26 protein-coding genes are annotated in these 26,069 nt (G+C 64.0%); 20 read left to right on the top strand and 6 right to left on the bottom strand.

Annotated elements, in window-relative coordinates; genetic code table 11:
• The first annotated feature begins 31 nt into the window (after positions 1-31).
• From HDG34_RS22210 to HDG34_RS22200, 3 genes are read left to right on the top strand one after another with little or no spacing between them, the layout of a single operon-like run.
• Positions 32-1,417 (top strand): undecaprenyl-phosphate glucose phosphotransferase, encoded by a 1,386-nt coding sequence (locus HDG34_RS22210; RefSeq protein WP_184062192.1) that lies wholly within the window; start codon positions 32-34, stop codon positions 1,415-1,417.
• Positions 1,418-1,457: 40 nt separating this feature from the next.
• The gene (locus tag HDG34_RS22205) at positions 1,458-2,597 is read left to right on the top strand and encodes a polysaccharide biosynthesis/export family protein (RefSeq protein ID WP_184062191.1); all 1,140 of its coding nucleotides are present in this window, start codon (positions 1,458-1,460) and stop codon (positions 2,595-2,597) included.
• Positions 2,598-2,646: 49 nt separating this feature from the next.
• A complete protein-coding gene (locus HDG34_RS22200) occupies positions 2,647-4,890 on the top strand; it encodes a polysaccharide biosynthesis tyrosine autokinase (protein WP_184062190.1) in 2,244 nt (747 codons plus the stop codon).
• A gap of 96 nt (positions 4,891-4,986) precedes the next feature.
• Here HDG34_RS22200 and HDG34_RS22195 read toward each other — a convergent pair whose 3' ends face one another.
• Together HDG34_RS22195 and HDG34_RS22190 are read right to left on the bottom strand one after the other, a co-directional pair.
• Complete coding sequence (locus tag HDG34_RS22195) at positions 4,987-6,456, bottom strand: hypothetical protein (protein ID WP_184062189.1); 1,470 nt, start codon at positions 6,454-6,456, stop codon at positions 4,987-4,989.
• A gap of 83 nt (positions 6,457-6,539) precedes the next feature.
• Positions 6,540-7,163 (bottom strand): hypothetical protein, encoded by a 624-nt coding sequence (locus tag HDG34_RS22190; RefSeq protein ID WP_184062188.1) that lies wholly within the window; start codon positions 7,161-7,163, stop codon positions 6,540-6,542.
• Between the two features lie 350 nt (positions 7,164-7,513).
• On the opposite strand from HDG34_RS22190, the gene HDG34_RS22185 reads away from it, so the two are divergent.
• The 4 genes from HDG34_RS22185 (at position 7,514) to groL (ending at position 11,545) form a co-directional block, all read left to right on the top strand.
• Positions 7,514-7,903 carry a hypothetical protein gene (locus HDG34_RS22185; protein ID WP_184062187.1) on the top strand — a complete coding sequence of 130 codons (390 nt, stop codon included), beginning with the start codon at positions 7,514-7,516 and terminating at the stop codon, positions 7,901-7,903.
• A 485-nt stretch (positions 7,904-8,388) separates the two neighbouring features.
• Positions 8,389-9,027 carry an FkbM family methyltransferase gene (locus HDG34_RS22180; protein WP_184038579.1) on the top strand — a complete coding sequence of 213 codons (639 nt, stop codon included), beginning with the start codon at positions 8,389-8,391 and terminating at the stop codon, positions 9,025-9,027.
• A 533-nt stretch (positions 9,028-9,560) separates the two neighbouring features.
• Entirely contained in the window at positions 9,561-9,851 is a 291-nt protein-coding gene (groES, locus tag HDG34_RS22175) for a co-chaperone GroES (RefSeq protein ID WP_008923887.1), read from the top strand.
• 53 nt (positions 9,852-9,904) lie between these two features.
• A complete protein-coding gene (gene groL / locus HDG34_RS22170; RefSeq protein WP_184062186.1) occupies positions 9,905-11,545 on the top strand; it encodes a chaperonin GroEL in 1,641 nt (546 codons plus the stop codon).
• Between the two features lie 205 nt (positions 11,546-11,750).
• On the opposite strand, the gene cysC is transcribed toward groL, so the two are convergent.
• Positions 11,751-12,389, bottom strand: a complete 639-nt coding sequence (gene cysC, locus HDG34_RS22165) for an adenylyl-sulfate kinase (protein WP_090803263.1) — start codon at positions 12,387-12,389, stop codon at positions 11,751-11,753.
• 26 nt (positions 12,390-12,415) lie between these two features.
• On the bottom strand, positions 12,416-13,435 hold the full coding sequence (locus tag HDG34_RS22160) for a chondroitin 4-O-sulfotransferase (RefSeq protein WP_260321290.1): 1,020 nt from the start codon (positions 13,433-13,435) through the stop codon (positions 12,416-12,418).
• Between the two features lie 21 nt (positions 13,436-13,456).
• Here HDG34_RS22160 and HDG34_RS39385 point away from each other — a divergent pair, with 21 nt between their 5' ends.
• On the top strand, positions 13,457-13,645 hold the full coding sequence (locus HDG34_RS39385) for a hypothetical protein (RefSeq protein WP_260321288.1): 189 nt from the start codon (positions 13,457-13,459) through the stop codon (positions 13,643-13,645).
• A 287-nt stretch (positions 13,646-13,932) separates the two neighbouring features.
• Here the strand turns inward: HDG34_RS39385 and HDG34_RS22155 are convergent, their stop codons facing one another.
• Entirely contained in the window at positions 13,933-14,796 is an 864-nt protein-coding gene (locus HDG34_RS22155) for a hydroxymethylpyrimidine/phosphomethylpyrimidine kinase (RefSeq protein ID WP_090803266.1), read from the bottom strand.
• Positions 14,797-15,178: 382 nt separating this feature from the next.
• Here HDG34_RS22155 and HDG34_RS22150 point away from each other — a divergent pair, with 382 nt between their 5' ends.
• From HDG34_RS22150 to HDG34_RS22110, 9 genes are all read left to right on the top strand, one after another.
• Complete coding sequence (locus tag HDG34_RS22150) at positions 15,179-15,349, top strand: rubredoxin (RefSeq protein WP_006047743.1); 171 nt, start codon at positions 15,179-15,181, stop codon at positions 15,347-15,349.
• Positions 15,350-15,728: 379 nt separating this feature from the next.
• Positions 15,729-17,135 (top strand): hypothetical protein, encoded by a 1,407-nt coding sequence (locus HDG34_RS22145; RefSeq protein ID WP_184062184.1) that lies wholly within the window; start codon positions 15,729-15,731, stop codon positions 17,133-17,135.
• A gap of 308 nt (positions 17,136-17,443) precedes the next feature.
• Positions 17,444-18,022 carry a YqgE/AlgH family protein gene (locus HDG34_RS22140; RefSeq protein WP_090803272.1) on the top strand — a complete coding sequence of 193 codons (579 nt, stop codon included), beginning with the start codon at positions 17,444-17,446 and terminating at the stop codon, positions 18,020-18,022.
• A gap of 10 nt (positions 18,023-18,032) precedes the next feature.
• Entirely contained in the window at positions 18,033-18,473 is a 441-nt protein-coding gene (gene ruvX / locus HDG34_RS22135) for a Holliday junction resolvase RuvX (RefSeq protein WP_184062183.1), read from the top strand.
• Entirely contained in the window at positions 18,460-18,999 is a 540-nt protein-coding gene (pyrR, locus tag HDG34_RS22130) for a bifunctional pyr operon transcriptional regulator/uracil phosphoribosyltransferase PyrR (protein WP_184062182.1), read from the top strand. Before ruvX ends, pyrR begins: the two co-directional genes overlap by 14 nt.
• Before the next feature lie 460 nt (positions 19,000-19,459).
• Positions 19,460-20,866, top strand: coding sequence for an RNA-guided endonuclease IscB (gene iscB, locus HDG34_RS22125; protein ID WP_184062181.1), 1,407 nt, complete (start codon positions 19,460-19,462; stop codon positions 20,864-20,866).
• Entirely contained in the window at positions 20,863-21,888 is a 1,026-nt protein-coding gene (locus tag HDG34_RS22120) for an aspartate carbamoyltransferase catalytic subunit (RefSeq protein ID WP_090803276.1), read from the top strand. Before iscB ends, HDG34_RS22120 begins: the two co-directional genes overlap by 4 nt.
• A gap of 60 nt (positions 21,889-21,948) precedes the next feature.
• The gene (locus HDG34_RS22115; protein WP_184062180.1) at positions 21,949-23,229 is read left to right on the top strand and encodes a dihydroorotase; all 1,281 of its coding nucleotides are present in this window, start codon (positions 21,949-21,951) and stop codon (positions 23,227-23,229) included.
• A gap of 38 nt (positions 23,230-23,267) precedes the next feature.
• Positions 23,268-24,125: a 1-acyl-sn-glycerol-3-phosphate acyltransferase gene (locus HDG34_RS22110; protein WP_184062179.1), complete on the top strand. Its 858-nt coding sequence runs from the start codon at positions 23,268-23,270 to the stop codon at positions 24,123-24,125.
• A 46-nt stretch (positions 24,126-24,171) separates the two neighbouring features.
• Here HDG34_RS22110 and HDG34_RS22105 read toward each other — a convergent pair whose 3' ends face one another.
• On the bottom strand, positions 24,172-25,044 hold the full coding sequence (locus HDG34_RS22105; RefSeq protein WP_184062178.1) for a symmetrical bis(5'-nucleosyl)-tetraphosphatase: 873 nt from the start codon (positions 25,042-25,044) through the stop codon (positions 24,172-24,174).
• Positions 25,045-25,263: 219 nt separating this feature from the next.
• Here HDG34_RS22105 and HDG34_RS22100 point away from each other — a divergent pair, with 219 nt between their 5' ends.
• The 3 genes from HDG34_RS22100 to HDG34_RS22090 all read left to right on the top strand — a co-directional run.
• Positions 25,264-25,473: an NAD-dependent epimerase/dehydratase family protein gene (locus HDG34_RS22100; protein ID WP_311734828.1), complete on the top strand. Its 210-nt coding sequence runs from the start codon at positions 25,264-25,266 to the stop codon at positions 25,471-25,473.
• Between the two features lie 108 nt (positions 25,474-25,581).
• Positions 25,582-25,782: a hypothetical protein gene (locus HDG34_RS22095; protein ID WP_184062177.1), complete on the top strand. Its 201-nt coding sequence runs from the start codon at positions 25,582-25,584 to the stop codon at positions 25,780-25,782.
• On the top strand, positions 25,779-26,069 hold a 291-nt coding region (locus HDG34_RS22090), incomplete at its 3' end, for a GDP-mannose 4,6-dehydratase (RefSeq protein ID WP_184062176.1). The genes HDG34_RS22095 and HDG34_RS22090, both read left to right, overlap by 4 nt.

Raw genomic sequence — 26,069 nt, 5'->3', positions numbered from 1 at the left:
CGTACAGGAACGGCAGAACGAGGTAAGTAAAATGCGCAAGTTTCAGGATCTGCTCGCGCGGATTTTCGATGTCGCTCTGGTATTGGCGGGTGCGACCGTGGCGTCGCGGATCCGCTTTGATTATCTCGGCCAGTCGGGTTTCTACTGGGCGCTGGTGATGTTTTCGGCTGCGTTCGCGCTCGCGATCTTCCCCGCGTTCGGCGTCTACGAATCATGGCGCGGCCGCTCGAAGCTCGGTCTCGCCGGTCAGGTGTCGCTCGCGTGGCTGATCGTGCAGGCCTGCGCGCTCGTGCTGATGTACTCGCTGCATCGCATCGATATCGTGTCGCGGCTGTGGTTCTCGTACTGGACCGCGACGACGGGTGGCCTGCTGATCGCGAATCGGGTGATCGCGCACGCGGTGCTCGCGCGGGCGCGCGGCGCGGGTATGAACCTGCATCAGGTGGCGATCGTCGGCAGCGGTTCGCAGTGCGATGCGCTCCTGCGCCGCATCGAGTCGGCGCCGACCGCGGGCTTTCGCGCGACCGCCGTCTACAACACGCGCCCGGACGACTCCGGCGTGACGAATCCGTGCGTGCCGGTGTTCGATCGCGTCGATCTGCTGGCCGACTACATCCGCACCAACGACGTGCACGAGCTATGGCTGATGCTGTCGCTGTCCGAGGAGCCGCTGATCTGCGCGCTGATCGACGAGTTCCGCGACGACCTCGTGAATATCCGCTTCATGCCGGACGTGCGCAGCCATGCGCTGTTCGAAGGCAGTGGCGTGGTCGATCTGCTCGGCGTGCCGGCGATCAATCTGGTCGCCTCGCCGCTGTCGGCCAACGCGATGCTGAAAAAGGAAGTCTTCGACCGGCTGTTCGCCGCGGCCGCGATCGTTGCCCTCGCGCCGCTCCTGCTGGGCATCGCGATCGCGGTCAAGCTGTCCTCGCGCGGACCGGTGCTGTTCAAGCAGAAGCGCAAGGGCGCGGACGGCCGTGTGTTTACGATCTACAAGTTCCGCTCGATGCGCGTGCATACCGAAGCGAAGGGCACTTTGAGCCAGGCGACGCGCAACGACACGCGCGTGACGAAAGTGGGCGCGTTTCTGCGCCGCACGAGCCTCGACGAACTGCCGCAATTTTTCAACGTGTTGCGTGGCGACATGTCGGTCGTAGGACCGCGTCCCCATGCGCTCGAGCACGACGACCTCTATCAGAAGGTGGTCGCGGGCTATATCAATCGCTACCGGATCAAACCGGGAATCACGGGCTGGGCGCAAATCAACGGCTTCCGTGGCGAAACCGACCGCATCGAGAAGATGGAGCGTCGCGTCGAACATGACCTGTACTACCTGGGTCACTGGTCGTTCGCACTCGACATGCGGATCATCGGCGCGACGATTGTCGCCGGACTGGTGCATCGAAACGCTTACTAGAAAGTCGATAACAACGCCTCGGGGCGAAGGAGTAAAGATCATGAGCTCACTTGGTTTTCGCACAGGAAGTCTTGTGGTTTTCGCAAGCGCAGCATTGCTTTCCGGATGTCAGATCGTACCGGGACAACGGATGGTCACGCCGGCCGCGATTCAGGAGACGGGTGGCGAATTCAGTACCGAAGGCTCGCAGCAGAAGCAGATTCCGATCACCGATATCAATCTGGAACTGCTGAAGAAGATGAATGCCGACCAGACTGCCTCGGTGTTGCCGCCGACGACGACGGGTCTGTTCGGCAAGCCGGCCATGTACAGGGTCGGCCCCGGCGACGTGCTGCAGATCGTCGTGTGGGATCACCCGGAACTCGCGGCCGCGCTGGGACAGCCGCCGACGACCTCGCGCCCTTCCGATGCAATTCCGGGCTTCCTGATCGACGAGCACGGCGACATCCAGTTTCCGTACGCGGGCAACCTGCATGTCGCCGGCAAGGACGTCGCGACGATCCAGCGCGAGCTGTATTCGCGGCTGAGCAAGGTCTATCAGAAGCCCGAGGTGACGGTGCGCGTCGCGTCGTTCCGTAACGCGACGGTGTATATCGACGGCGAAGTGCGCACACCGGGCACGCAATCGATCAACGACATTCCGCTGTCGCTGACGAACGCGATCGGCCTGAGCGGCGGCTTCAACGCGACCGCGGATCGCAGCCGGGTCGATCTGATCCGCGACGGCAAGACCTATAGGCTGAACATCGACGAGCTCATCAAGCGCGGCCTCAATCCGTCGGATATCTATCTGCAGCCGGGCGATACCGTGCGCGTGAACGCGCGCGAAGACAGCGGCGTCTACGTGATGGGCGAAGTCAACAAGCCGGCCACGGTGCTGCCGTTGCGCAACGGCTCGCTGACGCTGTCGCAGGCGATCTCCGACGGCGGCAGCTTCGACTCGAATACCGCCTCGGGGCAGCAGCTGTTCGTGATCCGCAATTCGACCAGCGACTCGCCGCAGATCTATCACCTCGATGCGACCTCGCCGGTGGCGATGCTGCTCGCGAACCAGTTCGAGCTACAGCCGAAGGACATCGTGTACGTCGGTCAGGGCGGTCTGGTTCGCTTCAACCGCGTGTTGAACCTGCTGTTGCCCGCGATCAACGCGGCGGTGACGGGAGTCGTCGTGTCGAAGTGATGCATGCGTGACGCGATATCTGAACCGGCAGGCCTTGTTGGGTGAAAACATGGCAATCAATTACGAAAACCGTTACGCCGGCGTGTATGAACCGGGGCAGTTGCATCTGTCGGACTACGTGCGCACGATCGTGCGCGGTTGGCGCACGATCCTCACCGTGACGCTGATCGCGCTCGCGCTCGGTTGCACGTACGCGTTCCTCACGCCGCCGGTCTATCGTTCGGACGTGCTGTTTCACGTCCAGGACAGGACGGCGAACGCGGTGAACGTCAATGCGAACGGCCGGGACGCGGCGGCGCCGCTTCCCGGCGCGTACGATTCGAAGCCGTCGACCGCGGCGCAGATCGAGCTTTTGAAGTCGCGTCTCGTCACCGAGGAGGCGGTCCGCGCGCTGCACCTCGACATCACGGCGAAGCCGCGTTATCTGCCGGTGATCGGCAGCAAGATCGCCGGACTCGTGAACGGGCACTGGTGGTTCCGGCTGCCGTCGTTCGTCAACCTGCGCGGGTTCGCGTGGGGCAACGAGAGCATCGCGGTGTCGCGCTTCGACACGTCGAAGGACTTGTATGGCGAGACCTTCACGCTAGTCGCGGGCGCCGGCAACACCTTCATGCTGCGCGATCCTCACGGCAGCGCGATCCTGTCGGGGCGCGTCGGCGAGACCGTGCAAACCGATACCGCGGTCGGCCCGGTCACGCTGCACGTCGACACACTGGTCGGCGCGCCCGGCTCGCGTTTCGAGCTGACGCGCGCGTCGACGCTCGGCACGGTGGAGCGTCTGGCGAAGACGATGGTCGTGCAGGAAACGGCGGAGGACTCCGGCGTGATCCGCGTGAGTCTCGAAGGCGCCGATCCGGCGCTGACCGCGGCGATCGTCAACAACGTGGCGCGCCAGTTCGTGCGGCAGGATCTCGCGAGCCATTCGACCGAATCCGACCACACGCTCGCGTATCTCGAACAGCAACTGCCCGACGCGCGCAAGGCGCTCGACGACGCAGAAGAGCGCTACGGCAAGTTCCGCAATACACATGGCGCCGTCGATCTCGGTGAAGAAAGCAAGCTGCTGTTGCAGCAGATCGTCGACAACAAGACGAAGCTGCTCGATCTGCAGCAGCAGCGCGCGGAGCTGTTGCAGCGTTTTACGCCGAATCATCCGATGGTCGCCGCGCTCGATGCGCAGATCGCCGCGTTGCAGGGCGCGCAGAGCACGATGAACCACAGCGTCTCGACGATGCCCGACACCGAGCAGACCGCGCTGCGTCTGCAGCGCGACGTGCACGTGAACACCGATCTGTACATGAACCTGCTCAACAGCGTGCAGCGACTGCGGGTCGCGCAGGCGGGGCAGGTGAGCGGCGTGCGCGTGGTGGACTTCGCCGAAACGCCCGACGATCCGGTGTGGCCGAAGCGCATGCTGGTGATCCTGATCTCGCTCGGCGGCGGCCTCGCGCTCGGCTTGCTGCTGGTCTTCTTGCGGCGCGCGATGCGCGGCGGCGTGGAGCGCCCGGACGAACTCGAGGGGATGCTCGGCGTGCCGGTATTCGCGGTGGTGCCGCGCAGCCAGACGCAATTGCGCCTGCAGGAAAAGGTGTCGCTGCGCCAGCGCGGGCAGCATGTGCTGGCGCAACAGGCGCCCGAAGATATCGCGGTGGAAGGGGTGCGCAATCTGCGCACCTCGCTGCAGCTGTCGCTCGATCATGCGGCCAACAACGTCGTGATGATCACCGGCTCGCGGCCCGATGCGGGCAAGTCGTTTCTGTCGGTGAATCTGGCGACGCTGGTCGCGTCGGCGAACAAGCGCGTGCTGATCATCGACGGCGACATGCGACGCGGCGACGTGCATTCGCATTTCGGCGTCAGCCATCGGCCGGGACTGTCCGACGTGCTGTGCGGCGGCGATCTCAACGCGATGATCCAGCGCGACGTGCTGCCCAACCTCGACGTGCTCGCGAAAGGCACGCTGCCCTCGCACCCGGCCGAGCTGCTGATGAGCAAACGCTTCGAAGCGATGCTCGAGGTGTTGAAGCCGCAATACGACGTCGTGATCATCGACACGCCGCCGGTGCTCGCCGTGACCGACTCGACGCTGATCGGCAAATACGCGGCGACGACGCTGCTCGTCGTGCGGCATGGGCGTCAACCGCTGCATGAGATCATCGAAACCACCAAACGCCTGCGTAACGGTGGCGTCGGTCTGCGCGGCGTGCTGCTCACCGACGTGCCGCAGGAAGCGGCGTTTCTCGGCTCGGGGTATCAGGGCGGCTATTACGGCTACGACAGCATCGCCGGCTGACACTGCTGCCCGCGGGCGCGTCTTTCGGGGCGCCGCGCGGGCGGGCGTGATCGACTGCACGCCCGTGCCGCCGTCCCGCGAGATACCTCGCAATCCTTAGTGGTGACGCAGCAGATCGCGCAATGCGCGCGACTCTTCCGCCGTCGGTTGCATGGTTTGCCACGCCGACTCGTGCGACGCGAGGGCGACGAGCCGTTGCGCGGCCTTGCTGCTCGAATCGATCCGCAACGCTTCGTTGGCGTTGTGCGACGCGCACTCCCAATGTCCCACGTTGCTGCAGCCGCGCGCGAGGCTCAGCAACGCGTCGCGTTGCTGCTCTAGCGTGCTCACCTGGGCGCGCATGCTGCGCGCGCCGCGATTGTCGGGCTGCGCGGTGATTACGGCGGCGAGGCGTGCTCTGGTCGCCGCCAGATTGCCTCGTTGCAGATAGCCGTGCGCGGCTTTCAGATTGCGCTCGGCGTCGGCGCGCTGTTTGTCGGCTTGCGTGAGCGGGGCGGCCATCGTGTCGGTGTTGGTGTTGGTGCTGGTCGACGCGAGCGCCGTGCCACGCGGCGTGGGCGCGGAGATGGCCGCGCTCGATGTCTTCGTTGACGCTACGGCGCGCGCGGTCGTGACGACGGGCGGTGCCGGTCGCGCTGCGGTCGGCGTGGTCGCAACGACGGGCGTTGACGGTCGCGCTGGGACGGGCGCGGTCGCCACGACGGGTGGAGCCGATCGCGCTACGGCAGGCGCGGTCGCAACGACCGGCGGTGACGATGGCGCAACGGTCGGTGCGGTCGCCACGATGGGCGGGCTCGATCGCGCTACGGCAGGCGCGGTCGCAACGACGGGCGGTGACGATGGCGCAACGGTCGGTGCGGTCGCCACGATGGGCGGGCTCGATCGCGCTACGGCAGGCGCGGTCGCAACGACCGGCGGTGACGATGGCGCGACGGTCGGCGCGGTCGCCACGACGGGCGGTGCCGGTGGCGCGACGGGGGCCGCGTGCACGTTCGCCGGTTGCTGCCGCGCGACGACAACGGGACGCGGCCGTTGCGCGACGATCGACGCCGGCTTCGGCGCCGCGGCAACCGACGGCGCCGCATTCTGCGCAACGTTCTGTGCAGGGGCTTGGCCAGGGTTGTCCGGGCGCACCGTGCCGAAGACCGTGACCGGCGTGTCGACGCTCGCATCGTCGTCGTTGAGTAGAACGAAGCCGACGTACACGACGCCGAGCGTCGCGAGCGCGGCTGCGGCGAGCGCGAGCGGATGCCGCCGTCGACGCCCGCCCGGCTCGAACGTCGCTTCGTCGATCAGATCGTAGGGGCTCATCTTCGTTTGCGCGGAGCGTCGCGACGAACGGTCCGCGGGCAAGCTCGCGGCCGCTGGCAGCGGTTCGAGTTGCGTGCGCGATGCGCTCAGCGCCTGGGATCGCGCGGAGCGCTCGCCGGGCTTGTCGTCCGTATCGAACGAATCGATCGGCAGCGCATGGCATGCGGGACACGGCGAAAAGCGGCCCGACAGCGGCACGCCGCAGTATGCGCAGTGATGGAAAAATGGCTGGTCGGAGGTCGTGTCGCGCGGCATGGCCGTGTCGCTCCACTGGCGCCGAAGGGCGGCGCCATCAAAAAGAATGAATGCAACGACGCCCGCAAGCGGCGTCGGCCGGACTACTGGACGACGTAACCGCGCGCCTGCATGCACGCGCCGAAGGCGGCCCAATAGCGGGTCATCGGCGGCTCGGGCGCGGGCAGCGGCGGCAGCTTCACGTTCGACGCCGCGTTGGCCTGCAGCGAAGCGGCCGCCCCATCCGACGCGCCGGGTGCCGCGGTCGCACTGGGGCCCGTTGCCGCTGCCGATGCGTTCGGCGGTGCATTCGCCGCCGCGGTGGCTGGCGCGCCTGGCGCGCCGGCGCCGGCCGCGGCTTCGTTCACCGGTTTCGCCGACGATGCGCCGCCAGGCGCTTGCGCGCCAGCCAACGGCGCGCTCGCGGCTTCGGGCGCGCTCGCGCTCCACGGCAGCGGCGTGGCTGAGAAGGAACTAGGCGGAAGCGGCGGCTTCGACGGTACGCCGGTCGACGCACCTTTGGCCGCGGGCGGCTGACGCGGCGGAATCTGCGACTCGTGGGCCATGTTGACCCCGGTCACGCGGTTCGCCTCGGCGTAGCACATCGCGTTGTCGATGCTGCGCTCGTAAGGGCTCTGACTTCGGATCGGATAGGTGACAGGCCGCCACGCGAACGCGGCAGTGCTCGTCACCAACAGCGTCAGTACGGTATATGTTCTAAATGCCATCGCAGTCACTCCCGCAGCGATGTCTCGCCTTTTTGTGTTTGATTTCGTGTCGTGCTTTCGTTCTGTGCTCGTTGCGCGTCGTGTTCGAGCTCGTTCTCATGCCTGGCGCTCGTGCTTCTGTCGCGGCCTGCCGATAGGCCGTGGCGTTGCGGTGCTTGGCGCCACGGTTCCCCGGAACGGGCACGTCGCGAATGCCGCTTTAACGAGCGTAGCACCGCGGTTTGGCCACGCGATGCATCGGATAGCGCGCGAAAACGCCATCGTGCAGTGCAATCAGGACACAATCGGCGAGGCGGCGTTGAAGATCGGGACAATCCCTGGTCGCCACGAAGGATCGTCAGGAGTCGAAGATGAAAAACCTATCGTATCGCTATCGGCCGCTTTGCGCAGCGTTCTGTCTGTCGGTGGTGTCGCTCGCCGCGCCGCTCGCGAGCGGCGCGAGCGACGCCAACATGAGCGCGGAGACGGCGGGTGAGCGCGCAAGCTTCGCGCGGGCGTTTTGCGACGTGTCGCCCGAGCGGATCGGCGCCTATAAGGAGCGGCTCCGAAAGGTCCTGACCGGTGCGACCGATTTCGATCAGCACTGGGACACGGGCTGGCACCGCGCCGACATCACCAATAGCCAGATGAACGCACTGCGCGAGCGAGATCCGAAGGAATTCGCGGCGCGCATCAAGGTCAATTGCGAACGGCTCAAGTGGATGGCGGGTAATGCGTTGCACCGGCCTGCGCAGAAGTGAAGTGAAACGAGCGCGCTGTCGGGCGACCGAAACTGGCGGATCGTGGCCTGATGCAGAAGGCTTCGCCGGACTGAATCTCGCGCGGCTGTAGTCGACGACACGCGAACCGACTGGAACCGGAAGCTTTTTGCATACTCGACGGTTTCGGCCAAAAATACACATTATTATGACTTTCGCTTAATGTTCGGCTAACCGTCGAGTAGTCTGCAGATGTAACGCTCAACGACCTTTCGAGCATGTAACTAATTCGCGAATATCGTTTGGTCCGTACTGCGGCACATTTGCGGCGGTAATGAGGCCTGCTATAGGTGAATATTAGCTAACGTAATGCCGGACCGACCTTCTGCTGGGCAAGCTTCCAGATCAAACGCTGTTTGACCTTTTGCCGTTATCGTTTCGAAGTGAGGAGCGATTATGTTGAACCCGAAGACGTTCGGACACTGCTTTGGCTCGTCCGCAAGACGTGGATAACACGCGGGCCGCGTTTGTACTACTCGCAGTTTGGAGAGGACGCGGTGTTGCGCGAGATAATCAGTCCCCGGTGCAATAAGGGTGTTTATGTCGACGTCGGTGCATACCACCCTGTCAAGTTCTCGAACACACATGCGCTTTACAAGCGTGGTTGGCGCGGCATCAACATAGACATGGATCCAGTGAAAATTGAAACGTTTTCTCTTGCGCGGTCTGGTGATGTCAATGTATGTGCGGCCGTCTCGAACGAGAAACAGCTCAAGGAAGTCTATAATTTTTCAAATTATGGGTTGACTTCGACCATAGATCCCATAGTGGCTGCGGCCGAAGTCCAGAAGCCTATCTCCGTCCGGACCGTTGAAACTACCACATTGAACGACGTTCTCGAGCACACCCCGTACGCCGGCCAGGAAATCGATCTGCTTTCCATCGACGTGGAAGGTCACGATTACGAAGTCTTGCGATCGATTGATATCAGCAGGTATAAACCAAAGATCATTATTGTGGAGTCTACGCTGACTTCGATCAGGGAAGTAATAGATTCAGCCATATTTCGCTATCTGGAGGAGCGCAATTACCGACTGGTCAGTTGGACATATTTGTCGCTGATCTTCAGAGTGGAAAGATCTCAAATCTTTCGCACCCAGTTATAGCGTTACGGTTCCGCACGTATCGTCCTTGCAGCTGCTATCAATTTCACAATCCCACTATCAACGGCCGCTGCAACGGTCCAGATCTACCTGGACCGACTGGTGCCTCAGCCGTGAAGCACATTCATGAGCCCCCTCGACTTGCCTGAAGGCTGACTATCGTAACGGCCCGCGCTTATGGGGGATTTCCCTGGGTTTGACGTTTCGAGCGGGCGCTCCGCTCCGAAGTCGCTGCCTCGTCATGGCTCGCCTCTTCCTTCACGAAGGGCCGAATCTCAACGCAACACGTCGGTAAATTATTGTTTTCTTAGAGAAAATACCGAACGGCAGACGTTCCGCACGGGGCGGGGTTCAAGCCCGAGCGAATCACATTTGAGGATCAGTGAACTTCGACCGCGTTCCCCGCTTCTTGAATTTGTCACTGCCCGTCCATATAATTAGCACTCGCTGCACGAGAGTGCTAACAACATCTCCGGTTGGCTCGGCCAGCCGGGTTTTTCTCAGCGTTCTTCAGTCTCAATCAGAGAGGAGTATGTATGAACCTTCGTCCTTTGCATGATCGCGTGATCGTCAAACGTCTGGATCAGGAAACCAAGACCGCGTCGGGCATCGTGATCCCCGAAGCCGCAGCGGAAAAGCCGGATCAAGGTGAAATCCTCGCAGTCGGCCCGGGCAAGCGCGACGACAAGGGCGCAGCCATTGCGCTCGACGTGAAGGTCGGCGACCGCGTCCTGTTCGGCAAGTACGCAGGCCAGACCGTCAAGGTCGACGGCAACGAACTGCTCGTGATGCGCGAAGAAGACATCATGGCCGTGGTGCAGAAGTAAGCGCAAGGTCGCTACTTCACCGGTTATATCCAAAGTATTCAAGGAGTTAGAAGATGGCAGCTAAAGACGTCGTATTCGGTGATTCCGCCCGTGCCAAGATGGTCGAAGGCGTGAATATTCTCGCCAACGCCGTGAAGGTCACGCTGGGTCCGAAGGGCCGCAACGTGGTTCTCGAGCGCAGCTTCGGCGGCCCGACGGTCACCAAGGACGGTGTGTCGGTCGCGAAAGAGATCGAACTGAAAGACAAGCTCCAGAACATGGGCGCGCAAATGGTCAAGGAAGTCGCTTCCAAGACCAGCGACAACGCAGGCGACGGCACGACGACCGCTACGGTTCTCGCGCAATCGATCGTCCGCGAAGGCATGAAGTACGTCGCATCGGGCATGAACCCGATGGACCTGAAGCGCGGTATCGACAAGGCCGTTACAGCCGCAATCGAAGAACTGCGCAAGATCAGCAAGCCGTGCACGACCAACAAGGAAATCGCCCAGGTTGGCGCGATCTCGGCGAACAGCGATTCGTCGATCGGCGAGCGCATCGCTGAAGCAATGGACAAGGTCGGCAAGGAAGGCGTGATCACCGTCGAAGACGGCAAGTCGCTGCAAGACGAGCTGGACGTCGTCGAAGGTATGCAATTCGACCGCGGCTACCTGTCGCCGTATTTCATCAACAACCCGGACAAGCAAGTCGCCGTGCTCGAGAACCCGTTCGTGCTGCTGCACGACAAGAAGGTGTCGAACATCCGTGACCTGCTGCCGGTGCTCGAGCAAGTCGCGAAGGCTGGCCGTCCGCTGCTGATCATCGCTGAAGACGTCGAAGGCGAAGCGCTCGCAACGCTGGTCGTCAACAACATCCGCGGCATCCTGAAGACCGTTGCCGTCAAGGCTCCGGGCTTCGGCGATCGTCGTAAGGCGATGCTGGAAGACATCGCGATCCTGACCGGCGGTCAGGTCATCGCTGAAGAAACCGGCCTCACGCTCGAGAAGGCAACGCTGGCTGAACTGGGCCAGGCGAAGCGCATCGAAGTGGGCAAGGAAAACACCACGATCATCGACGGCGCTGGCGAAGCAGCGAACATCGAAGCTCGCGTCAAGCAAGTGCGCACGCAGATCGAAGAAGCGACCTCGGACTACGACCGTGAAAAGCTGCAAGAGCGCGTTGCCAAGCTGGCAGGCGGTGTTGCGGTGATCAAGGTCGGTGCTGCGACCGAAGTCGAAATGAAGGAAAAGAAGGCTCGTGTCGAAGACGCACTGCACGCAACGCGCGCGGCTGTGGAAGAAGGCATCGTGGCGGGTGGCGGCGTCGCGCTGATCCGTGCACGTACGGCAATCGCTGGCCTGAAGGGCGCTAACGCCGATCAGGACGCAGGTATCAAGATCGTTCTGCGCGCCATGGAAGAGCCGCTGCGTCAGATCGTCGCCAACGGTGGCGAAGAAGCGAGCGTCGTCGTGGCAGCGGTTGCTGCTGGCAAGGGCAACTACGGCTACAACGCAGCGACCGGCGAGTACGTCGACCTGGTCGACGCAGGTGTCGTGGACCCGACGAAGGTGACGCGCACGGCGCTGCAAAACGCAGCTTCGGTTGCTGGCCTGCTGCTGACGACCGACGCAGCTGTCTGCGAACTGCCGAAGGAAGATGCTCCGATGCCTGGCGGCATGCCCGGCGGCATGGGCGGCATGGGCATGGACATGTAATTCCGCTCGGGCCTCGTGGTCCGGCCGCGTGGTTGAACTGCCGCGCGTCTGGATCACGGCCGAGGCCCGGCTGGCAGTCCATGTGGGGAGTGCGCCGCGAGGCGTTTCCCCAAACGAAAAAAACCCGCTTATGCGGGTTTTTTTCGTTTGGGGCCGGCGTTGATGTGCTTGCTGGCGAGCGCTTCCGGACGCCCTTTTGTCCGGATTAGGCGCCCGCGGCGTGAGCCGTGCGATGAGAGGACCTTCCGAGGCACTTTTCGCGCAGGTAGTGGAAGATCTGCGCGACGCTTTGCGCGGGGCTCAGCGTTCCCGTGTCGACGTGCAGGTCGGGATCGATCGGCGCTTCATAGGGCGCTGATACGCCGGTGAACGAGCTGATCTCGCCAGACCTCGCTTTCGCGTAAAGACCTTTGGGATCGCGGCTCGCGCAGGTGGCGAGCGAGGCGGACACATAGGTTTCGACGAACTTGTCGGCTCCGATGATCGCGCGCGCCATTGCCCGATCTTCGCGTAGCGGCGAAATCAGCGCGGAAATCACGATCAGACCCGCGTCGTTCATCAATTGGGCGACGTGCGCGACCCGGCGGATGTTTTCGCGCCGGTCGTCGGGCTCGAATCCAAGGTCGCTCGCCAGACCGTGGCGGATGTTGTCGCCGTCGAGCACATAGCAGGCGTGACCGAGCGCGATCAGCTGCTCCTCGAGCGCGAACGCGAGCGTCGATTTGCCGGCGCCGGACAGGCCGGTCAGCCAGATCGTGGCGGGCATCTGATCGAACATGCGTATGCGGTCCTGCACCGCGATCTTGCCGTGGAAGCGTTGCACGAACTGGGGCGGCTCTTTCATGGATAGGTTCTCTTGGCTCTTCTGGCTCATTCGCAGTGCCAGCCTTGCCGCCACGTGCCGGCGTTGTGCAGGCTTTCGGTGGAATTGGCAATGGTAACGCGAAAGCCTTCCGGAATATCATTCGGCAGTGGAATCGAAAATCCGCTGTATGCGCTCGGATAGCCGGCGCTCGCCACATCGGGCCGCGGCTCGCCGCTGCAGCCGGTCGCGACGATCTGCGTGCCGACCCGCACCTCGAGCGGTACCTGCCGCTGCGGCTCGCTCAGGTTGACGGCCCAGCCGCACACTACGCCGTCGCGCACCGTGTCGACAAAACCGTCGAACAGGTCGACCGGCGGACGCTGCCGGCTTCGCGCGAACTCCAGATAGGTGTCGATCGGCGCGAGATCGAAGCGGCGGATCACCTCATGCACGCGCGACAGGAATGAGCCGTCGAAGCCGAAAACGGTCGAACTATAGACGTGCGGATTGTCGAGCTGATCGATTTCGGACTGAATCACGCGGACCAATTCGAGCGCATTCGAAAAGACGCTGCCCGTTTCATTCGCATAGGCTTCGACGATTCGATTCGCGTCGCGGAACAGTTCGTAATCGAGGCTATTGTCGTCGATGAACTTTTGTCTGGCTGCTTCGCTGATGTGAGCTTTGCCTTTCGGCGCACCATTGGTGCGATTCGCTACGAAACAGAAAGGTAATTTCATCCCTGTCGAACCGCACAGCCGCAATAAGAATTCGCTCATGTCCTCGCAGACGCCGACGGTACCGATCTGTTCGCGCAAATGGATTTGCGCGACGGCGAGGCTCGCTTCGTTGACCGCCGGCTCGCCGCTCAGCATCTGCACGAACAGGTTCCTGCCGCCGAGCGATTCGCTGACCCACTCGTCGAGCGACAGTACGCCTTGCAGCGCCAGAGCCTCGGTCGCCGACACGCTGACGCCGCGCGTGATCTGGCCGTTCTTGCCGTTCGCCGCATACCAGTAGTGCGAGATCTGGCGCGCGAGCGGATCGCGCAGGATCGTGCAGTAGTTGACCGGATATTTGATCATCCGATGAATGCCATACGGTAGATGACCGCCGCCTACCTGCGTCTCGAGCAGCTTCGCGCGACAGTTTCCCCAGCCATCCTGATCCCAGACAAAGCTAATGAATTGGTCATTACCTTTATTCAAATCAAAAAACGAAATAACGGTCGAACCGCCGCATTTCGGTGGATGGATGAAGAAGGTGGGAAAGGACATGTGGGGACATATGACTGATCGTAATGCGTAAAGTCTAGACAAAAGATGTCATCGGCATTGTAACGTTTGATTACGCGGTAAAACGTCCGGTTGCATCGCCGACAGCAAGATTCATGCGGCTATGCAAAATAAATTGACCAGGATGCCCGCGAGACGAACTGGGCGCGGCAGTATCGATAGCTACGCGCTAATTACATTGTTAAATTTGGATAAATCGAATGGAAAGTCGCACCAATCGCAAAAGTCGCATTAATGAAAAAACCGGCTGACAGCGGGTTTTTAGTCGATGCCGACGAATGGCGAGCTCAGTGCCGCGCTTCCCCCGGCGCCGCGCCCTTGCCTTGCGCGGGCGGCGTTTCGTCTTCATCGCTGCTGCGCGCCCAGAAGAAGCGATCGGGCATGTACGCCCCCATGCCGGGCCGGAACGCATTGCGCACTGCCTGATACAGATACTCCTGGCTTTCGCGCACCGCTTCCGCGGGCTCCTGGCCGTTGGCGAGAAGCGCGGCGATCGCCGCGCCGAGCGTATCGGTCAGGCCCGTCAACCGATGCGGCGCGCGGTCCCACATGTCCTGACGCAACTGGCCGTCCTCGCTGAAGAGTGTGTTGACGAGCCGATGCGTGCCGGTTTCGGTCGACAGAATGTACTCGCAGCCCTGCGACAGCAGATGCGAGATCGCCGCGTCGAGGCTCGGCGCCTCAGCGTCGCCGTCGGGCTGCGCGAGCGCGAGCAGCGTCGCCGAGTCGGCGACTAGCAGCGTGGTTTGCGGCGCGAGCAGATCGGCGATCGCTTCGCGCAGTTCGTCGGCGGCGAGCACGTGCTCGTCGTCGAGCGTGAAGTCCGGGGCGAGGATCAGCGGGATGTCGTCGTAGTCGGCGACAACTTCCGCGATCGCGCTGACCACTTCGGCGCGCGTGCACGCGCCGACCTTGAATGCGGCGATCGGCATGTCCTCGAGCAGCATGCGCGCCTGCGTCGCGACGATGTCCGGGTCGAGCCCGGTGACTTCGTCGCAGTTCGCCGAGTCGCGCACGGTATAGCCCGTGAGCACGGAAACGCCGTGGCAGCCCATGCTGGCAAGTGTCAACAGGTCCGCCTGCAGGCCGGAGCCGCCGGTGGGGTCGGAGAGACCGAAGGTGAGGACGATCGGAGGCGTGTCGCTGGGCATGAAAATGGATAAGGAAAGCAGGATTTCGGCGCGCAATGCGCAATTGGCTCAATTATGCGGCCTAAACCGTGGAGAGGGCGTTTTTTCGCGCGGCGGGGATTGCCAGAGGCTGGCTCGCGGCCCGCTGACGCGCAGCCGGCGGGGATTGCTTTGAGGTTGCCACGCTAGCGCCGCGAGCTTGCCGAGGCGCCCCCTATCGCGCTGCCGGGTGTCCCCACCGCCATGCGGCATGACGCCGCGAGCGTCGTGCGCACGGCGCGCGGGCGCACCGCCGAAGCCCGGTCCACGCTACGATTGCGAGTTTTCGATTGCTAGGCATGGGGGCGGCAACACGGTACCATCATGGCTCCCGCTTCCACGGACTCAACGACGCGACAAAAGAATGGAATATCAAAGCTGGATGTGCCTGATTTGCGGCTGGATTTACGACGAAGAGGCCGGCTTGCCCGACGAAGGCATTGCGCCGGGCACACGCTGGGAAGACGTGCCCATCAACTGGACGTGTCCGGAGTGCGGAGCGCGCAAGGAAGACTTCGAAATGGTCCAGATCTGAAGTTCGGCAAGCCGCCGGCGTCAGCCGGTCGGTCGGTCGTTCGCGTCGCTTGATCATTGTTCCGGCGTCGCGGTTTGATGGGCTCGTGCGACACGCCGGAAGCTTCGGCCCCCAAACCGGGTCCCTAGATTCGGTCCCGAACCTGAACCCTGAGCTTCGATCCCGAAAAGTCAGCGGCGTCATCCGCCGCGCAATTGCTGCAATCGCTTGATGCGTCCGGCACGCCCGGCGCCTGTCTGAGCGCGCCGGCGCGGAACATCGCCGGTCGCGTCGTGTCGCAACGGTAGTCTGTCATTGTCCTGTCGCCGGTTCGCGCGGTGGCCGCTCACTCAGCATGCGGCGCGAAGCGACGGCCCCGTCAGCTTCGTGTCGCCTGCCCATGACTCTTCGATCCGCAGCACCCGTTTCCATCGATGCACTGCCGAACCCGCGCGGCGGCGCGGTCCGCCCTGCGGAACTCGCGCTCGCCGAGGCGTCGCTCGCGTTCGAGCAGCGCGACGAGAGCGGTGCCGCGCTGCTGCGCGCGTCGCATGCATTGCGCACGGCGGGCTGGCTCAGCGCGCAGCGTTTCACCGACGCCCTCGTGCGGCTCTCGCCGCTCGCGTGCGGCGAGCCAGCCGAAGCGGAAAGCGCGCGGCCAGTGTTCGGCGCGGCGCTGCGCGACTTCCGCGCGGCGCTCGAGCGTCACAATCTGCGCGAGCTCAGTTGCTCGCCGACGCTGTTCAACCACTACCGCGAGCTGTGTGCGCAACTCATCGAACCCACGCCGGGCTCCGCCGTTGCGTTCGAAGACCTCGCGCTGTGCGCGCGGCCAGTGCCGCCGGCTTCGCTGCACGCGCAATCGGCCGATCAGCTTGCCCATCAGCGGGCGCGCTACGAGCGCGCGTTGCTGCCGGTGCTGCGCTCGCAGGCCGACACAGGCAGCGCGGTAGCGCTTGCGGTCACGAACGCCGCGCTCGACGAGCTCGACGCCGTGTTCACCGAACTCGCCGGCCCCGATCCGTATGACTTCTGGCGGCTCGCGCGCGCCTGCGCGAAGGCGCTGCGCGCGCGCGGCCACGCAATCCGCGATATCGAGGCGCGGCGCTTCTACGCGCGCTGCAATCTGGCGCTCGCCGATCACGCGCGCGGCATCGAGCGCGCGCCGCGTTCGCTGGTGCGCGCGACGCTCGCGCTGCTGTGGCGCGACTACGCGCTGTTCGGCGCGGCCGCGCAAGACGCCGACCAGGTCGAGGTGCTGCACGATTATGGCTTGACCGTCGACTGGCACGTCGCCGGCACGCAGTCGTCGGAAGCGCTGTGGGAGGCGGGCGCGCTCGAGGCGCAGTCGCTGCCGCACACGCGCGATCTCGGCGTGCTGAGCGTCAACGCGAACGCGTACGAAGACTTCCTGCAGACCGCCGACGCGTCCATCGAGGCGCTGGCCGCCCATGCGCGCGCGGCCGATCAGCCGGAAAAAGCCGACCCGAGCGAAGCGCTGCAGGCGGGCTCGGCCGCCTACCGGCTCGGCTCGGCCGCCTGCGCGCTCGGTCTCGGTCACGTGGCGCTGCTCGCCGACGCGCTCGGTCTCGCATGGCGGCGTCGTGCGCATGCGAGCGTCGCGACGCCGGCGGTACGCGCGCACGTGATCGTCGGCGCGCCGCCGGCCGACACGCTCGAGCAGGCCGCCGAGGCCTTGCGTGCGTCGCTGCACAAGGTCGCCGCGGGCGTTGGGCCGGCGGGCGGCAGCTTCACGCAGGCGGCGCTCGCCGCGCTCACGCGTGCGATCGAGCAGGGCGGCGCGTGAAGCGCAAGCCGGGTCGAACCAAACGCGCGACGTGGCGCGCGAATTGCGTCCGCAACGCTTCGACCGACGCGCGCCGAACCCGCTGAAACCCATTGTGACAAGTCACAATGCCGCAACTTCGCGACGGGCGCCGAACGTGCCGTTCTACGCGGTGTTTCGGCGCCTGATCGCGGCATGGCGCAAGTCGCGCGCGTGATAGAGTGCAACTTGATCCGGCGTCGATGGCGCGTCGCGTAGCGTGCAACCCAACGCGTTGCAATGCTCAAAGCAGCCCGCCATGACGCATCGTCTTTGCTAAAATCCGAACTATGTCCAAGAGTACCGATCGCATCAATCTGACCAACCAGTTCCTGATCGCCATGCCGAACATGGCCGATCCGACGTTTTCAGGAACGGTGGTCTACCTTTGCGATCACAGTGAGCGCGGCGCGCTCGGCCTCGTGATCAACCGGCCGACCGATATCGACCTGCAGGCGCTCTTCAATCGCATCGATCTGAAGCTCGAGATCGAACCGCTTCTCCATGTCCCCGTGTATTTCGGCGGCCCGGTGCAAACCGAGCGCGGCTTCGTGCTGCACGATCCGAAAGGCGGCAGCGCATACACGTCGTCGATGTCGGTGCCGGGCGGGCTCGAAATGACCACGTCGAAAGACGTGCTCGAGGCCGTCGCGAGCGGCAACGGTCCGGAGCGTTTCCTGCTGACGCTCGGCCACGCCGGCTGGGGCGCGGGTCAGCTCGAAGACGAAATCTCCAAGAACGGCTGGCTCACGGTCGAGGCCGATCCGAAGATCGTTTTCGACGTGCCCGCCGAAGATCGTCTCGAAGCGGCGCTCGCGCTGCTCGGCGTGTCGTTGTCGATGCTCTCGGGCGAGGCCGGGCACGCATGAGGGGCCGCGCATGAATCTGCCGGCCGGACGTGAGGCGACGCTGCTTGCGTTCGACTACGGAGAGAAACGCATCGGCGTGGCAGTCGGCAATTCGCTGACGCGCCGCGCGCGGCCGCTCGTCGTCGTGCAGAACCGCAGCAGGGAGTACCGCTTCGAAGCGCTCGGCAAGCTGATCGCCGAATGGAAGCCCGATGCGCTGGTGGTCGGCCTGCCGATGCACCCCGACGGCACACCGCACGAGCGCACGCAACTCGCGAAGCGCTTCGGCAACCAGCTGAACGGCCGCTTCAATCTGCCGGTCACGTGGGTCGACGAGCGCTACTCGTCGGTCGAGGCCGAGGCGGAAATCCGCGCCGGCAATGCCCGCGCCGACATGCTCGATGCCGAAGCCGCGAGCATCATCCTCCAGCAATATCTAAACGGACTTTCCGACGATCATGAGTTCCATTGACGCCGAAGCGCTGTATCGCGCGTTGCTCGACCAGATTCGAGCGGCGTATGGCGACCAGCTCGCCGCCACGCAAGACGGTGCCGAAGCGGCGGTACTGGCGGGTATCCATAGCGGCGGCGCGTGGCTCGCCGAGCGGCTCGCGCGCGACCTGAAACTGCCGAGCTTCGGCGTGGTGAACGTCGCACTGCATCGCGACGACTACGCGAAGAAAGGGCTGCACGCGCAAGCAAGCCCGACCTCGCTGCCGTTCGAGGTCGATGGCCGGCGCATCGTGCTGGTCGACGACGTGCTGTACACCGGCCGCACGATTCGCGCGGCGGTCAACGAGCTGTATGACTATGGCCGGCCGGCATCGGTCGAACTCGCGGTGCTCGCCGATCGGGGCGGACGCGAGTTGCCGGTGGCGGCGCGCTTCGTCGGTGGCGTGGTCGACGTACCCGCCGACGCGACGCTCGTGCTGGCCCGTGAAGACGACGGCGCGGGCGGCCAGCGGTTTTCTTTTCACACTGAAGCACGCGTCGATTGAAGGCAGTTTTGCGCAACGCAATGCCACGCAACATACGTGGAGCGCGCTGCGTTTGGTGAGATGCTGGAGTCGCCCCGAACCGTGGCAAGCAGCGTGCATCTGCAGCGATAGACTTGAGGTCCGTGTTTGAAGCAGGTACATCGTCAATCACCCCGGCCTATAGGCCGAGGCTTGCGGGGGTAAAAGTCCGCGAGTCTGAGATTGACCAGACCATGCGTCGCAAGACGCACCGTTGTGCAGAAGATTGCAGACCCACCGCCGGATGCTTCCTCAGTCTGGCGCTCTGGAAGTCGCAGCAGCAGACAAGCCACGGGTAGGTGTGAAACGGGCTGCGGCCGGTAGGAGTAATCCGCCCCTGCTGCACAACATGGTCGAGGGGAGCGGCGCCGCGAGGCGCCCGTCACCAGGCCCGTAAGGGCAACGCGCCGGAGTTTTTCCGGTTGGGCACCAGGAGCTACAGTTGGCGGTATTCGTTTTAGACAAGGTTGGGCGGCCGTTGATGCCGTGCAGCGAGAAGCGCGCGAGGCTGTTGCTCGCGCGTGGACGTGCGCGGGTTCATCGCCTCATGCCCTTCGCTATTCGGCTCGTCGACCGGGAGCTTCACAGCAGTGCATTGCAACCCCTGCGCATCAAGCTGGACCCCGGCAGCAAGGCCACCGGACTGGCGCTTGTGCGCGACGCGGAACACGTCGACACCTCGACGGGAGAAATCCATCGCGGCGCCGTGGTGCTTAACCTGTTCGAGTTGATCCACCGCGGTCGGCAAATCAGTGAGGCGCTTACTGCGCGCCGCACCATGCGGCGCCATCGGCGCAGCACCCTGCGCTATCGTGCACCGCGATTTCTAAACCGTACCCGGCCTGCAGGATGGCTCCCCCCATCGCTGCAACACCGGGTGGATACGACGCTCGCTTGGGTCGAACGGCTTCGGTGTTGGGCCCCGATAGCGGCGGTGAGTACTGAACTCGTACGCTTTGACATGCAGGCACTCGATAACCCAGAAGTCACCGGCATCGAGTATCAGCATGGAACTCTTTTCGGATATGAGCTGCGTGAGTATCTGTTGCAGAAGTGGACACACAAGTGCTGCTACTGTGACGCTCAGAACGTGCCTCTGAATATCGAGCACTTGGTGCCGCGCGCGCGCGGTGGCTCAAAACGGGTTTCCAACTTGGCAATTGCTTGTGTAGCCTGCAACGTCAGCAAGGGCGCGCGGCGGCTCGACGTCTTCGTAAAGGACGAGGCGCGCCTCGCGCGCATCATTGCCCAAGCCCTGCGCCCCCTGAAGGATGCATCGGCGGTCAATACCACCCGTTGGGCGCTGGTCAATGCCTTGCGCGCCACGGGTGTTCCTGTCGAAACAGCTTCCGGGGGACGAACGAAACACAACCGTAGCCAACTTGGCATCCCGAAGACTCATGCGCTGGATGCCGTGTGCGTGGGCGACGTTTCGACTGTGTTGGGGTGGCGAAAGCCGACATTGCAGGTGAAGTGCACTGGTCGGGGCAGCTATCAGCGAACGCGCCGAAACAAGTATGGTTTTCCTGTCGGCTATCTGATGCGGGCAAAACGCGTTCAAGGGTTCGGGACGGGAGACGTTGTGCGGGCGGACGTGCCTACAGGCAAAAAAGCAGGCCCATATCATGGGCGTGTAGCCGTGCGCGCCAAGGGGAATTTCAACATTCAAACCCACGACCGGGTCGTACAGGGCGTTGCTCACCGCTATTGTCGGTTGCTGCAGCGCGCAGACGGCTATGGCTACTCAAGGATGGCAACTAACAAAGGAGAAGCGGGAGTAGGGGCTGTTATGCGGCCCGCGCCATCCCTCCCCGGCCCGGCGGCCGAGGTTTCCCGCGATGAAGGATGAACACCGCCACCCCGGCTCCGCAAGATTCCTCCGCTAGCGCATCCGAGCGCTTCCGCTACGGCTTCCTGAAGGGCAACCCGCAGCTCACGAAGAGCGGCGAGCTCAAACATCTGCTGTCGATCGAGGGGCTGCCGAAGGCCATCGTCAATCACATTCTCGAGACCGCCGACCAGTTCGTCAGCGTGACCGATCGCGAAGTGAAGAAGGTGCCGCTGCTGCGCGGCAAGTCGGTGTTCAACCTGTTCTTCGAAAACTCGACGCGCACGCGTACCACGTTCGAGATCGCGGCCACGCGGCTGTCGGCCGACGTGCTGAATCTGAACATCAACGCGTCGTCGACCAGCAAGGGCGAATCGCTGCTCGACACGATCAACAACCTGTCGGCGATGCACGCGGATCTGTTCGTCGTGCGTCATGCGTCGAGCGGCGCGCCGTTCCTGATCGCGCAGCACTGCGCGCCGCACGTGCACGTGATCAACGCCGGCGACGGCCGTCACGCGCACCCGACGCAGGGTCTGCTCGACATGTACACGATCCGCCACTACAAGAAGGACTTCACGAAGCTGCGCGTGGCGATCGTCGGCGACATCCTGCATTCGCGCGTCGCGCGCTCGGACATTCATGCGCTGACCACGCTCGGCGTGCCCGAAGTGCGCGCGATCGGTCCGCGCACGTTGCTGCCGGGCGGGCTCGAACAGATGGGCGTGCGCGTGTTCCACAACCTCGACGAAGGTCTCAAGGATGTCGACGTGATCATCATGCTGCGCCTGCAGAACGAACGCATGAGCGGCGCGCTGCTGCCGTCGTCGCAGGAGTACTTCAAGAGCTGGGGGCTCACGCCCGAGCGTCTCGCGCTCGCCGCCCCCGATGCGATCGTGATGCACCCCGGCCCGATGAACCGCGGCGTCGAGATCGACTCGCAGGTCGCGGACGGCCCGCAATCGGTGATCCTGAATCAGGTCACGTTCGGTATCGCGGTGCGCATGGCGGTGATGGGGATCGTCGCGGGCAATAACGATTAAGCAACGACTGATCGGGAAGCCGAACGATAGGCTGAACCACAGGTTTAACAAAGGCAGCGCATGAAGATTCATATTCAAGGCGGCACGCTGATCGATCCGGCAGCGGGCACCGAACAGCAGCAGGACATCTTTATCGAGGCGGGCAAGATCGCCGCCTTGGGCAACGCGCCGGCCGGCTTCCAGGCGGAGCGCACGCTCGACGCGCGCGGTCTGTCGATCGCGCCGGGTCTCGTCGACCTGTGCGCGCGTTTGCGCGAGCCGGGCTACGAGCACAAGGCGACGCTCGGCTCGGAAATGGCCGCGGCGCTCGCGGGCGGCGTGACGAGCCTCGTATGTCCGCCGGACACCGATCCGACGCTCGACGAACCGGGCCTCGTCGAAATGCTGAAGTTCCGCGCGCGCAATCAGAACAAGGCGCACGTGTATCCGCTCGGCGCGCTGACGGTCGGTCTCAAGGGGCAGGTCATCACCGAGATGGTCCAGCTCACCGAGGCGGGCTGCGTCGGCTTCTCGCAGGCCGACACGCCGATCGTCGATACCCAGGTGCTGATGCGCGCGCTGCAATACGCGAAGACCTATGATTTCACCGTGTGGCTGCGTCCCGTCGATGCGTATCTGGGCAAGGGCGGCGTCGCCGCGAGCGGCGCGCTGGCGTCGCGGCTCGGGCTGTCGGGTGTCCCGGTGGCGGCCGAAACGATCGCGCTGCATACAATCTTTGAACTCGTGCGCGTAACCGGCGCGCGCGTGCATCTGTCGCATGTGTCGTCGGCGGCGGGCGTGGCGCTCGTGCGCGCGGCGAAGGGCGAGGGCCTGCCGGTGTCGTGCGACGTCACCGTGAACCACGTGCATCTGATCGACCTCGACATCGGTTACTTCGACGCGCAGTTCCGGCTCGATCCGCCGCTGCGCCAGCAGCGCGATCGCGAAGCGATCCGCGCGGGCCTCGTCGACGGTACGATCGATGCGATCTGCTCCGCGCACACGCCGGTCGACGACGACGAAAAGCTGCTGCCGTTCGCCGAAGCGACGCCGGGCGCAACCGGCCTCGAATTGTTCCTGTCGCTGACGGTGAAGTGGGCCGACGAAGCGGGCGTGCCGCTCGCGACCGCGCTCAATCGCATCACCGCGGCGCCGGCGCAGGTGCTCGGCCTCGAAGCGGCTGGCCGCATTGCGGTCGGCGCGGTGGCCGACCTCTGCGTGTTCGACCGTCACGCTCACTGGCGCGTCGAGCCGCGTGCGCTGAAGAGCCAGGGGCACAACACGCCGTTCCTCGGCTACGAGCTGCCGGCACAGGTGCGCGCGACCGTCGTGTCCGGTCAGCTCGCCTACGAACAGCGCTGAGCGGTATCGTTTCGGTCCAGTCAAGGAAAGCTCCGGCCATGAAGCTCGCGTTACGCAAGGTCCGTCTCATCACGCATCTGCTGCACGGCATGTGGACCGTCGCGACGCGCTTTCCGAACGCGAGCACCGAGCGGCGTCACGCGCTCAATCGCGCGTGGTCACTGAAGATGCTGCGGCTGTGCGGCATGCGCCTCGTCGTGCATAACGACGCGGTGCGGCTCGATCGTGGCGTGCTCGTCGTCGCCAATCACATCTCGTGGATCGACATCTACGTAATCAACGCGTGGCGGCCGACGCCGTTCGTCTCGAAGGCGGAGATCCGGCAATGGCCGGTGGTCGGATGGCTCGCACAGCAGCTCGATACGGTGTTCATCCAGCGCGAGAAGCGCAGTGACGCGAAGCGCATCATGCACGAACTCGCCGCACGGCTCAGCGCGGGTGAACTGATGTGCGTGTTCCCCGAAGGCACGACGTCGAACGGGCTCGAGTTGCTGCCGTTTCACGCGAACATGTTCCAGGCCGCGGTGTCGGCCGGTGTGCCGGTGCAGCCGCTGTGCATCATGTACGAGGACGCGCAGGGCCGGCAGTCGACGGCACCCGCATATATCGACGACGTGTCGTTGTCCGACTCGCTCGACATGCTGTTGCGTGGCGGTCCGCTGACCGCCCACGTATATGTTGGCGCACCGCTCGCGCCGGACGCGGACCGGCGGGTGCTCGCGGCGCAGGCTCAGCAGGTGGTGGCGAACGCGTTGCGGGACATGCAGGCCGGCAACGCAGTGGCGGGGACGGTCGCGCAAGAGGGCGACGTTGTAGATGCTGCGTCGTCGAGCGACGCCGCTGAGACGGCGCAAACGCTGATCGAGCCTGTCGATCAGCCGCGCCGCTCGGTCTAAGCGGCGGCGCTGCCGGGCAGCGTCGCCGTCTTCTGTTTAGTTCTGTTTAGTTGCCCCCGCGCGGCACGCCGCGCGAATCGCAATCGACTTGCGTCAACGTCCGCTCAGCCGGGTTATTCGCGAGCCGTACCGCCGACAGCTTCTGCCCCCACACGCAACCCGAGTCGAGGCCGATCAGGTTGTCGCGCAACATCAGGCCGAGCGCGGCCCAATGACCGAACACGACGGTCACGTCGGCGGTCCGGCGCGACGGCACGTCGAACCACGGCATGCAGCCGCTCGGCGTGGATGCGAGCGTGCCGCTGCTGCTGAAATCCATCACGCCATCGGCGCTGCAAAAGCGCATGCGCGTCAACGCGCTGCACGTGACGCGCAGACGCTCGATACCCTTCAGGCCCGGCTTCCAGCGGTTCGGTTCATTGCCGTACAAGCCGGCAAGCGTCTCTTTCCAGTTCGGCGCACGCAGCGCGCGTTGCAACTCGTCGGCGAGTTCGAGCGTCAGCGTCGCATCCCATTGCGGCAGCACGCCCGCATGCACCATCAGCATGCCGTTGTCGAAATGCGCGAGCGGGCGGTGGCGTATCCACTCGAGCAGATCGGCGGCATCGGGCGCGGCGAGGATCTCTTCGATCGTGTCGCCTTTCTTCGACTTGCGAATCCCCGCCGACACCGACAGCAGATGCAGATCGTGATTGCCGAGCACCGGCACCGCGCGCTCGCCGAACGCGATCACGTCGCGCAAGGTGTCGAGCGAGTCGGGGCCGCGGTTGATCAGATCGCCGGCGAACCACAGCGGTGTGCCGTCCGGCGGCGCGGCTTTGGCCAGCAGTCGCTGAAACGGTGCGCGGCAGCCTTGCAGATCGCCGAAAGCAAGAGGGACGAGGGGAGCGGAGGTACTGGAAGCGTTGAGGGGTGTCATCGAGGAAATCAAGGCGATTCGATACGCGCGGTGCTGCACGACGCGTGCCACGCTGGGCAGGGCAGGGCAGCAAGATAGCGTGACATAATAGCCCGTTTGGGGTTCGGGTATCGCGCGATCACGTTGCGGGACGCGGGTGGAACACCGCCGTAACACGGCACGGCGGCAGCCACGCATGGACCGCGCGCGATTCCAATACAACAACAGGATGACTCTCTCGTGAACGAAGCCAGCATGCCGTCTTCCGCGGCGAAGCAATCATTTCGCACGCTCGTCACCGGTGCGAACGGTTTTACCGGCCGCTATCTGGTCGAGAAGCTGACCGGGCGCGGCCATACCGTGATCGAAGCGGTGTCCGGCCGCGACGAGCCCGACACGCCGGCACGCGTCGGACTCGGCACGTGTCGCGGCGGCGTTCGCTCGGCTTGACACGATTCACCGGCGGTGTCGATCGCGAGATGGCATAGCGTTTCTGTGCTCGGTTCGCGCTATCGGCCGCATAAATGGTCACTACGACAGTCAACAGCAACCAGACTGGTGAAGCTGTTTCAAGTTGTTGGGTTCGAGTTTTGGCGTGGACAACCTTATAATCGGGTCATCATAAGAATAGCGTCCGAGCGTTTGCTTGCGCACAAGCGGATGCAACCGACTGCTGCAGAATCGGAAACCATCACGCATCATGGGAAGGTCGGCGAGTCGATTCCGGGCGCCACTCACATCGACAAGGGAATTACATGATCCTGGTAACGGGCGGTGCCGGCTTTATCGGCGCTAATTTCGTGCTCGACTGGCTGAATGCGTCGGACGAAGCGGTGCTCAACGTAGACAACCTGACCTACGCCGGCAACCTGGGCACGCTGAAGTCGCTACAGGGCAATCCCAAACACATTTTCGCGCGCGTCGACATTTGCGATCGCGCCGCGCTCGATTCGCTATTGGCCGAGCACAAGCCGCGCGCCGTGCTGCATTTCGCGGCCGAGAGCCATGTGGATCGCTCGATCCACGGTCCGGCCGATTTCGTGCAA

This window comes from Paraburkholderia sp. HC6.4b (genome assembly GCF_014200875.1).
Classification (GTDB): Bacteria; Pseudomonadota; Gammaproteobacteria; order Burkholderiales; family Burkholderiaceae; genus Paraburkholderia; species Paraburkholderia tuberum.
The sequence above is the reverse complement of the archived record's forward strand: the minus strand, read 5'-3'. Positions and strand labels throughout refer to the sequence as shown.

What these genes read in the sequence shown, in the direction of transcription:
- HDG34_RS22120 (WP_090803276.1), top strand. Translation starts at nt 20,863, where the DNA reads ATGAACACCGCCACCCCGGCTCCGCAAGATTCCTCCGCTAGCGCATCC.
- HDG34_RS22150 (WP_006047743.1), top strand. Translation starts at nt 15,179, where the DNA reads ATGGAATATCAAAGCTGGATGTGCCTGATTTGCGGCTGGATTTACGAC.
- ruvX (WP_184062183.1), top strand. Translation starts at nt 18,033, where the DNA reads ATGAATCTGCCGGCCGGACGTGAGGCGACGCTGCTTGCGTTCGACTAC.
- HDG34_RS22190 (WP_184062188.1), bottom strand. Translation starts at nt 7,163, where the DNA reads ATGGCATTTAGAACATATACCGTACTGACGCTGTTGGTGACGAGCACT.
- HDG34_RS22200 (WP_184062190.1), top strand. Translation starts at nt 2,647, where the DNA reads ATGGCAATCAATTACGAAAACCGTTACGCCGGCGTGTATGAACCGGGG.
- groES (WP_008923887.1), top strand. Translation starts at nt 9,561, where the DNA reads ATGAACCTTCGTCCTTTGCATGATCGCGTGATCGTCAAACGTCTGGAT.
- HDG34_RS22115 (WP_184062180.1), top strand. Translation starts at nt 21,949, where the DNA reads ATGAAGATTCATATTCAAGGCGGCACGCTGATCGATCCGGCAGCGGGC.
- HDG34_RS22105 (WP_184062178.1), bottom strand. Translation starts at nt 25,044, where the DNA reads ATGACACCCCTCAACGCTTCCAGTACCTCCGCTCCCCTCGTCCCTCTT.
- HDG34_RS22110 (WP_184062179.1), top strand. Translation starts at nt 23,268, where the DNA reads ATGAAGCTCGCGTTACGCAAGGTCCGTCTCATCACGCATCTGCTGCAC.
- HDG34_RS22210 (WP_184062192.1), top strand. Translation starts at nt 32, where the DNA reads ATGCGCAAGTTTCAGGATCTGCTCGCGCGGATTTTCGATGTCGCTCTG.
- HDG34_RS22205 (WP_184062191.1), top strand. Translation starts at nt 1,458, where the DNA reads ATGAGCTCACTTGGTTTTCGCACAGGAAGTCTTGTGGTTTTCGCAAGC.
- HDG34_RS22145 (WP_184062184.1), top strand. Translation starts at nt 15,729, where the DNA reads ATGACTCTTCGATCCGCAGCACCCGTTTCCATCGATGCACTGCCGAAC.
- groL (WP_184062186.1), top strand. Translation starts at nt 9,905, where the DNA reads ATGGCAGCTAAAGACGTCGTATTCGGTGATTCCGCCCGTGCCAAGATG.
- HDG34_RS22195 (WP_184062189.1), bottom strand. Translation starts at nt 6,456, where the DNA reads ATGCCGCGCGACACGACCTCCGACCAGCCATTTTTCCATCACTGCGCA.
- HDG34_RS22185 (WP_184062187.1), top strand. Translation starts at nt 7,514, where the DNA reads ATGAAAAACCTATCGTATCGCTATCGGCCGCTTTGCGCAGCGTTCTGT.
- HDG34_RS22160 (WP_260321290.1), bottom strand. Translation starts at nt 13,435, where the DNA reads ATGATCAAATATCCGGTCAACTACTGCACGATCCTGCGCGATCCGCTC.
- HDG34_RS39385 (WP_260321288.1), top strand. Translation starts at nt 13,457, where the DNA reads ATGACCGCCGCCTACCTGCGTCTCGAGCAGCTTCGCGCGACAGTTTCC.
- pyrR (WP_184062182.1), top strand. Translation starts at nt 18,460, where the DNA reads ATGAGTTCCATTGACGCCGAAGCGCTGTATCGCGCGTTGCTCGACCAG.
- HDG34_RS22155 (WP_090803266.1), bottom strand. Translation starts at nt 14,796, where the DNA reads ATGCCCAGCGACACGCCTCCGATCGTCCTCACCTTCGGTCTCTCCGAC.
- cysC (WP_090803263.1), bottom strand. Translation starts at nt 12,389, where the DNA reads ATGAAAGAGCCGCCCCAGTTCGTGCAACGCTTCCACGGCAAGATCGCG.
- HDG34_RS22140 (WP_090803272.1), top strand. Translation starts at nt 17,444, where the DNA reads ATGTCCAAGAGTACCGATCGCATCAATCTGACCAACCAGTTCCTGATC.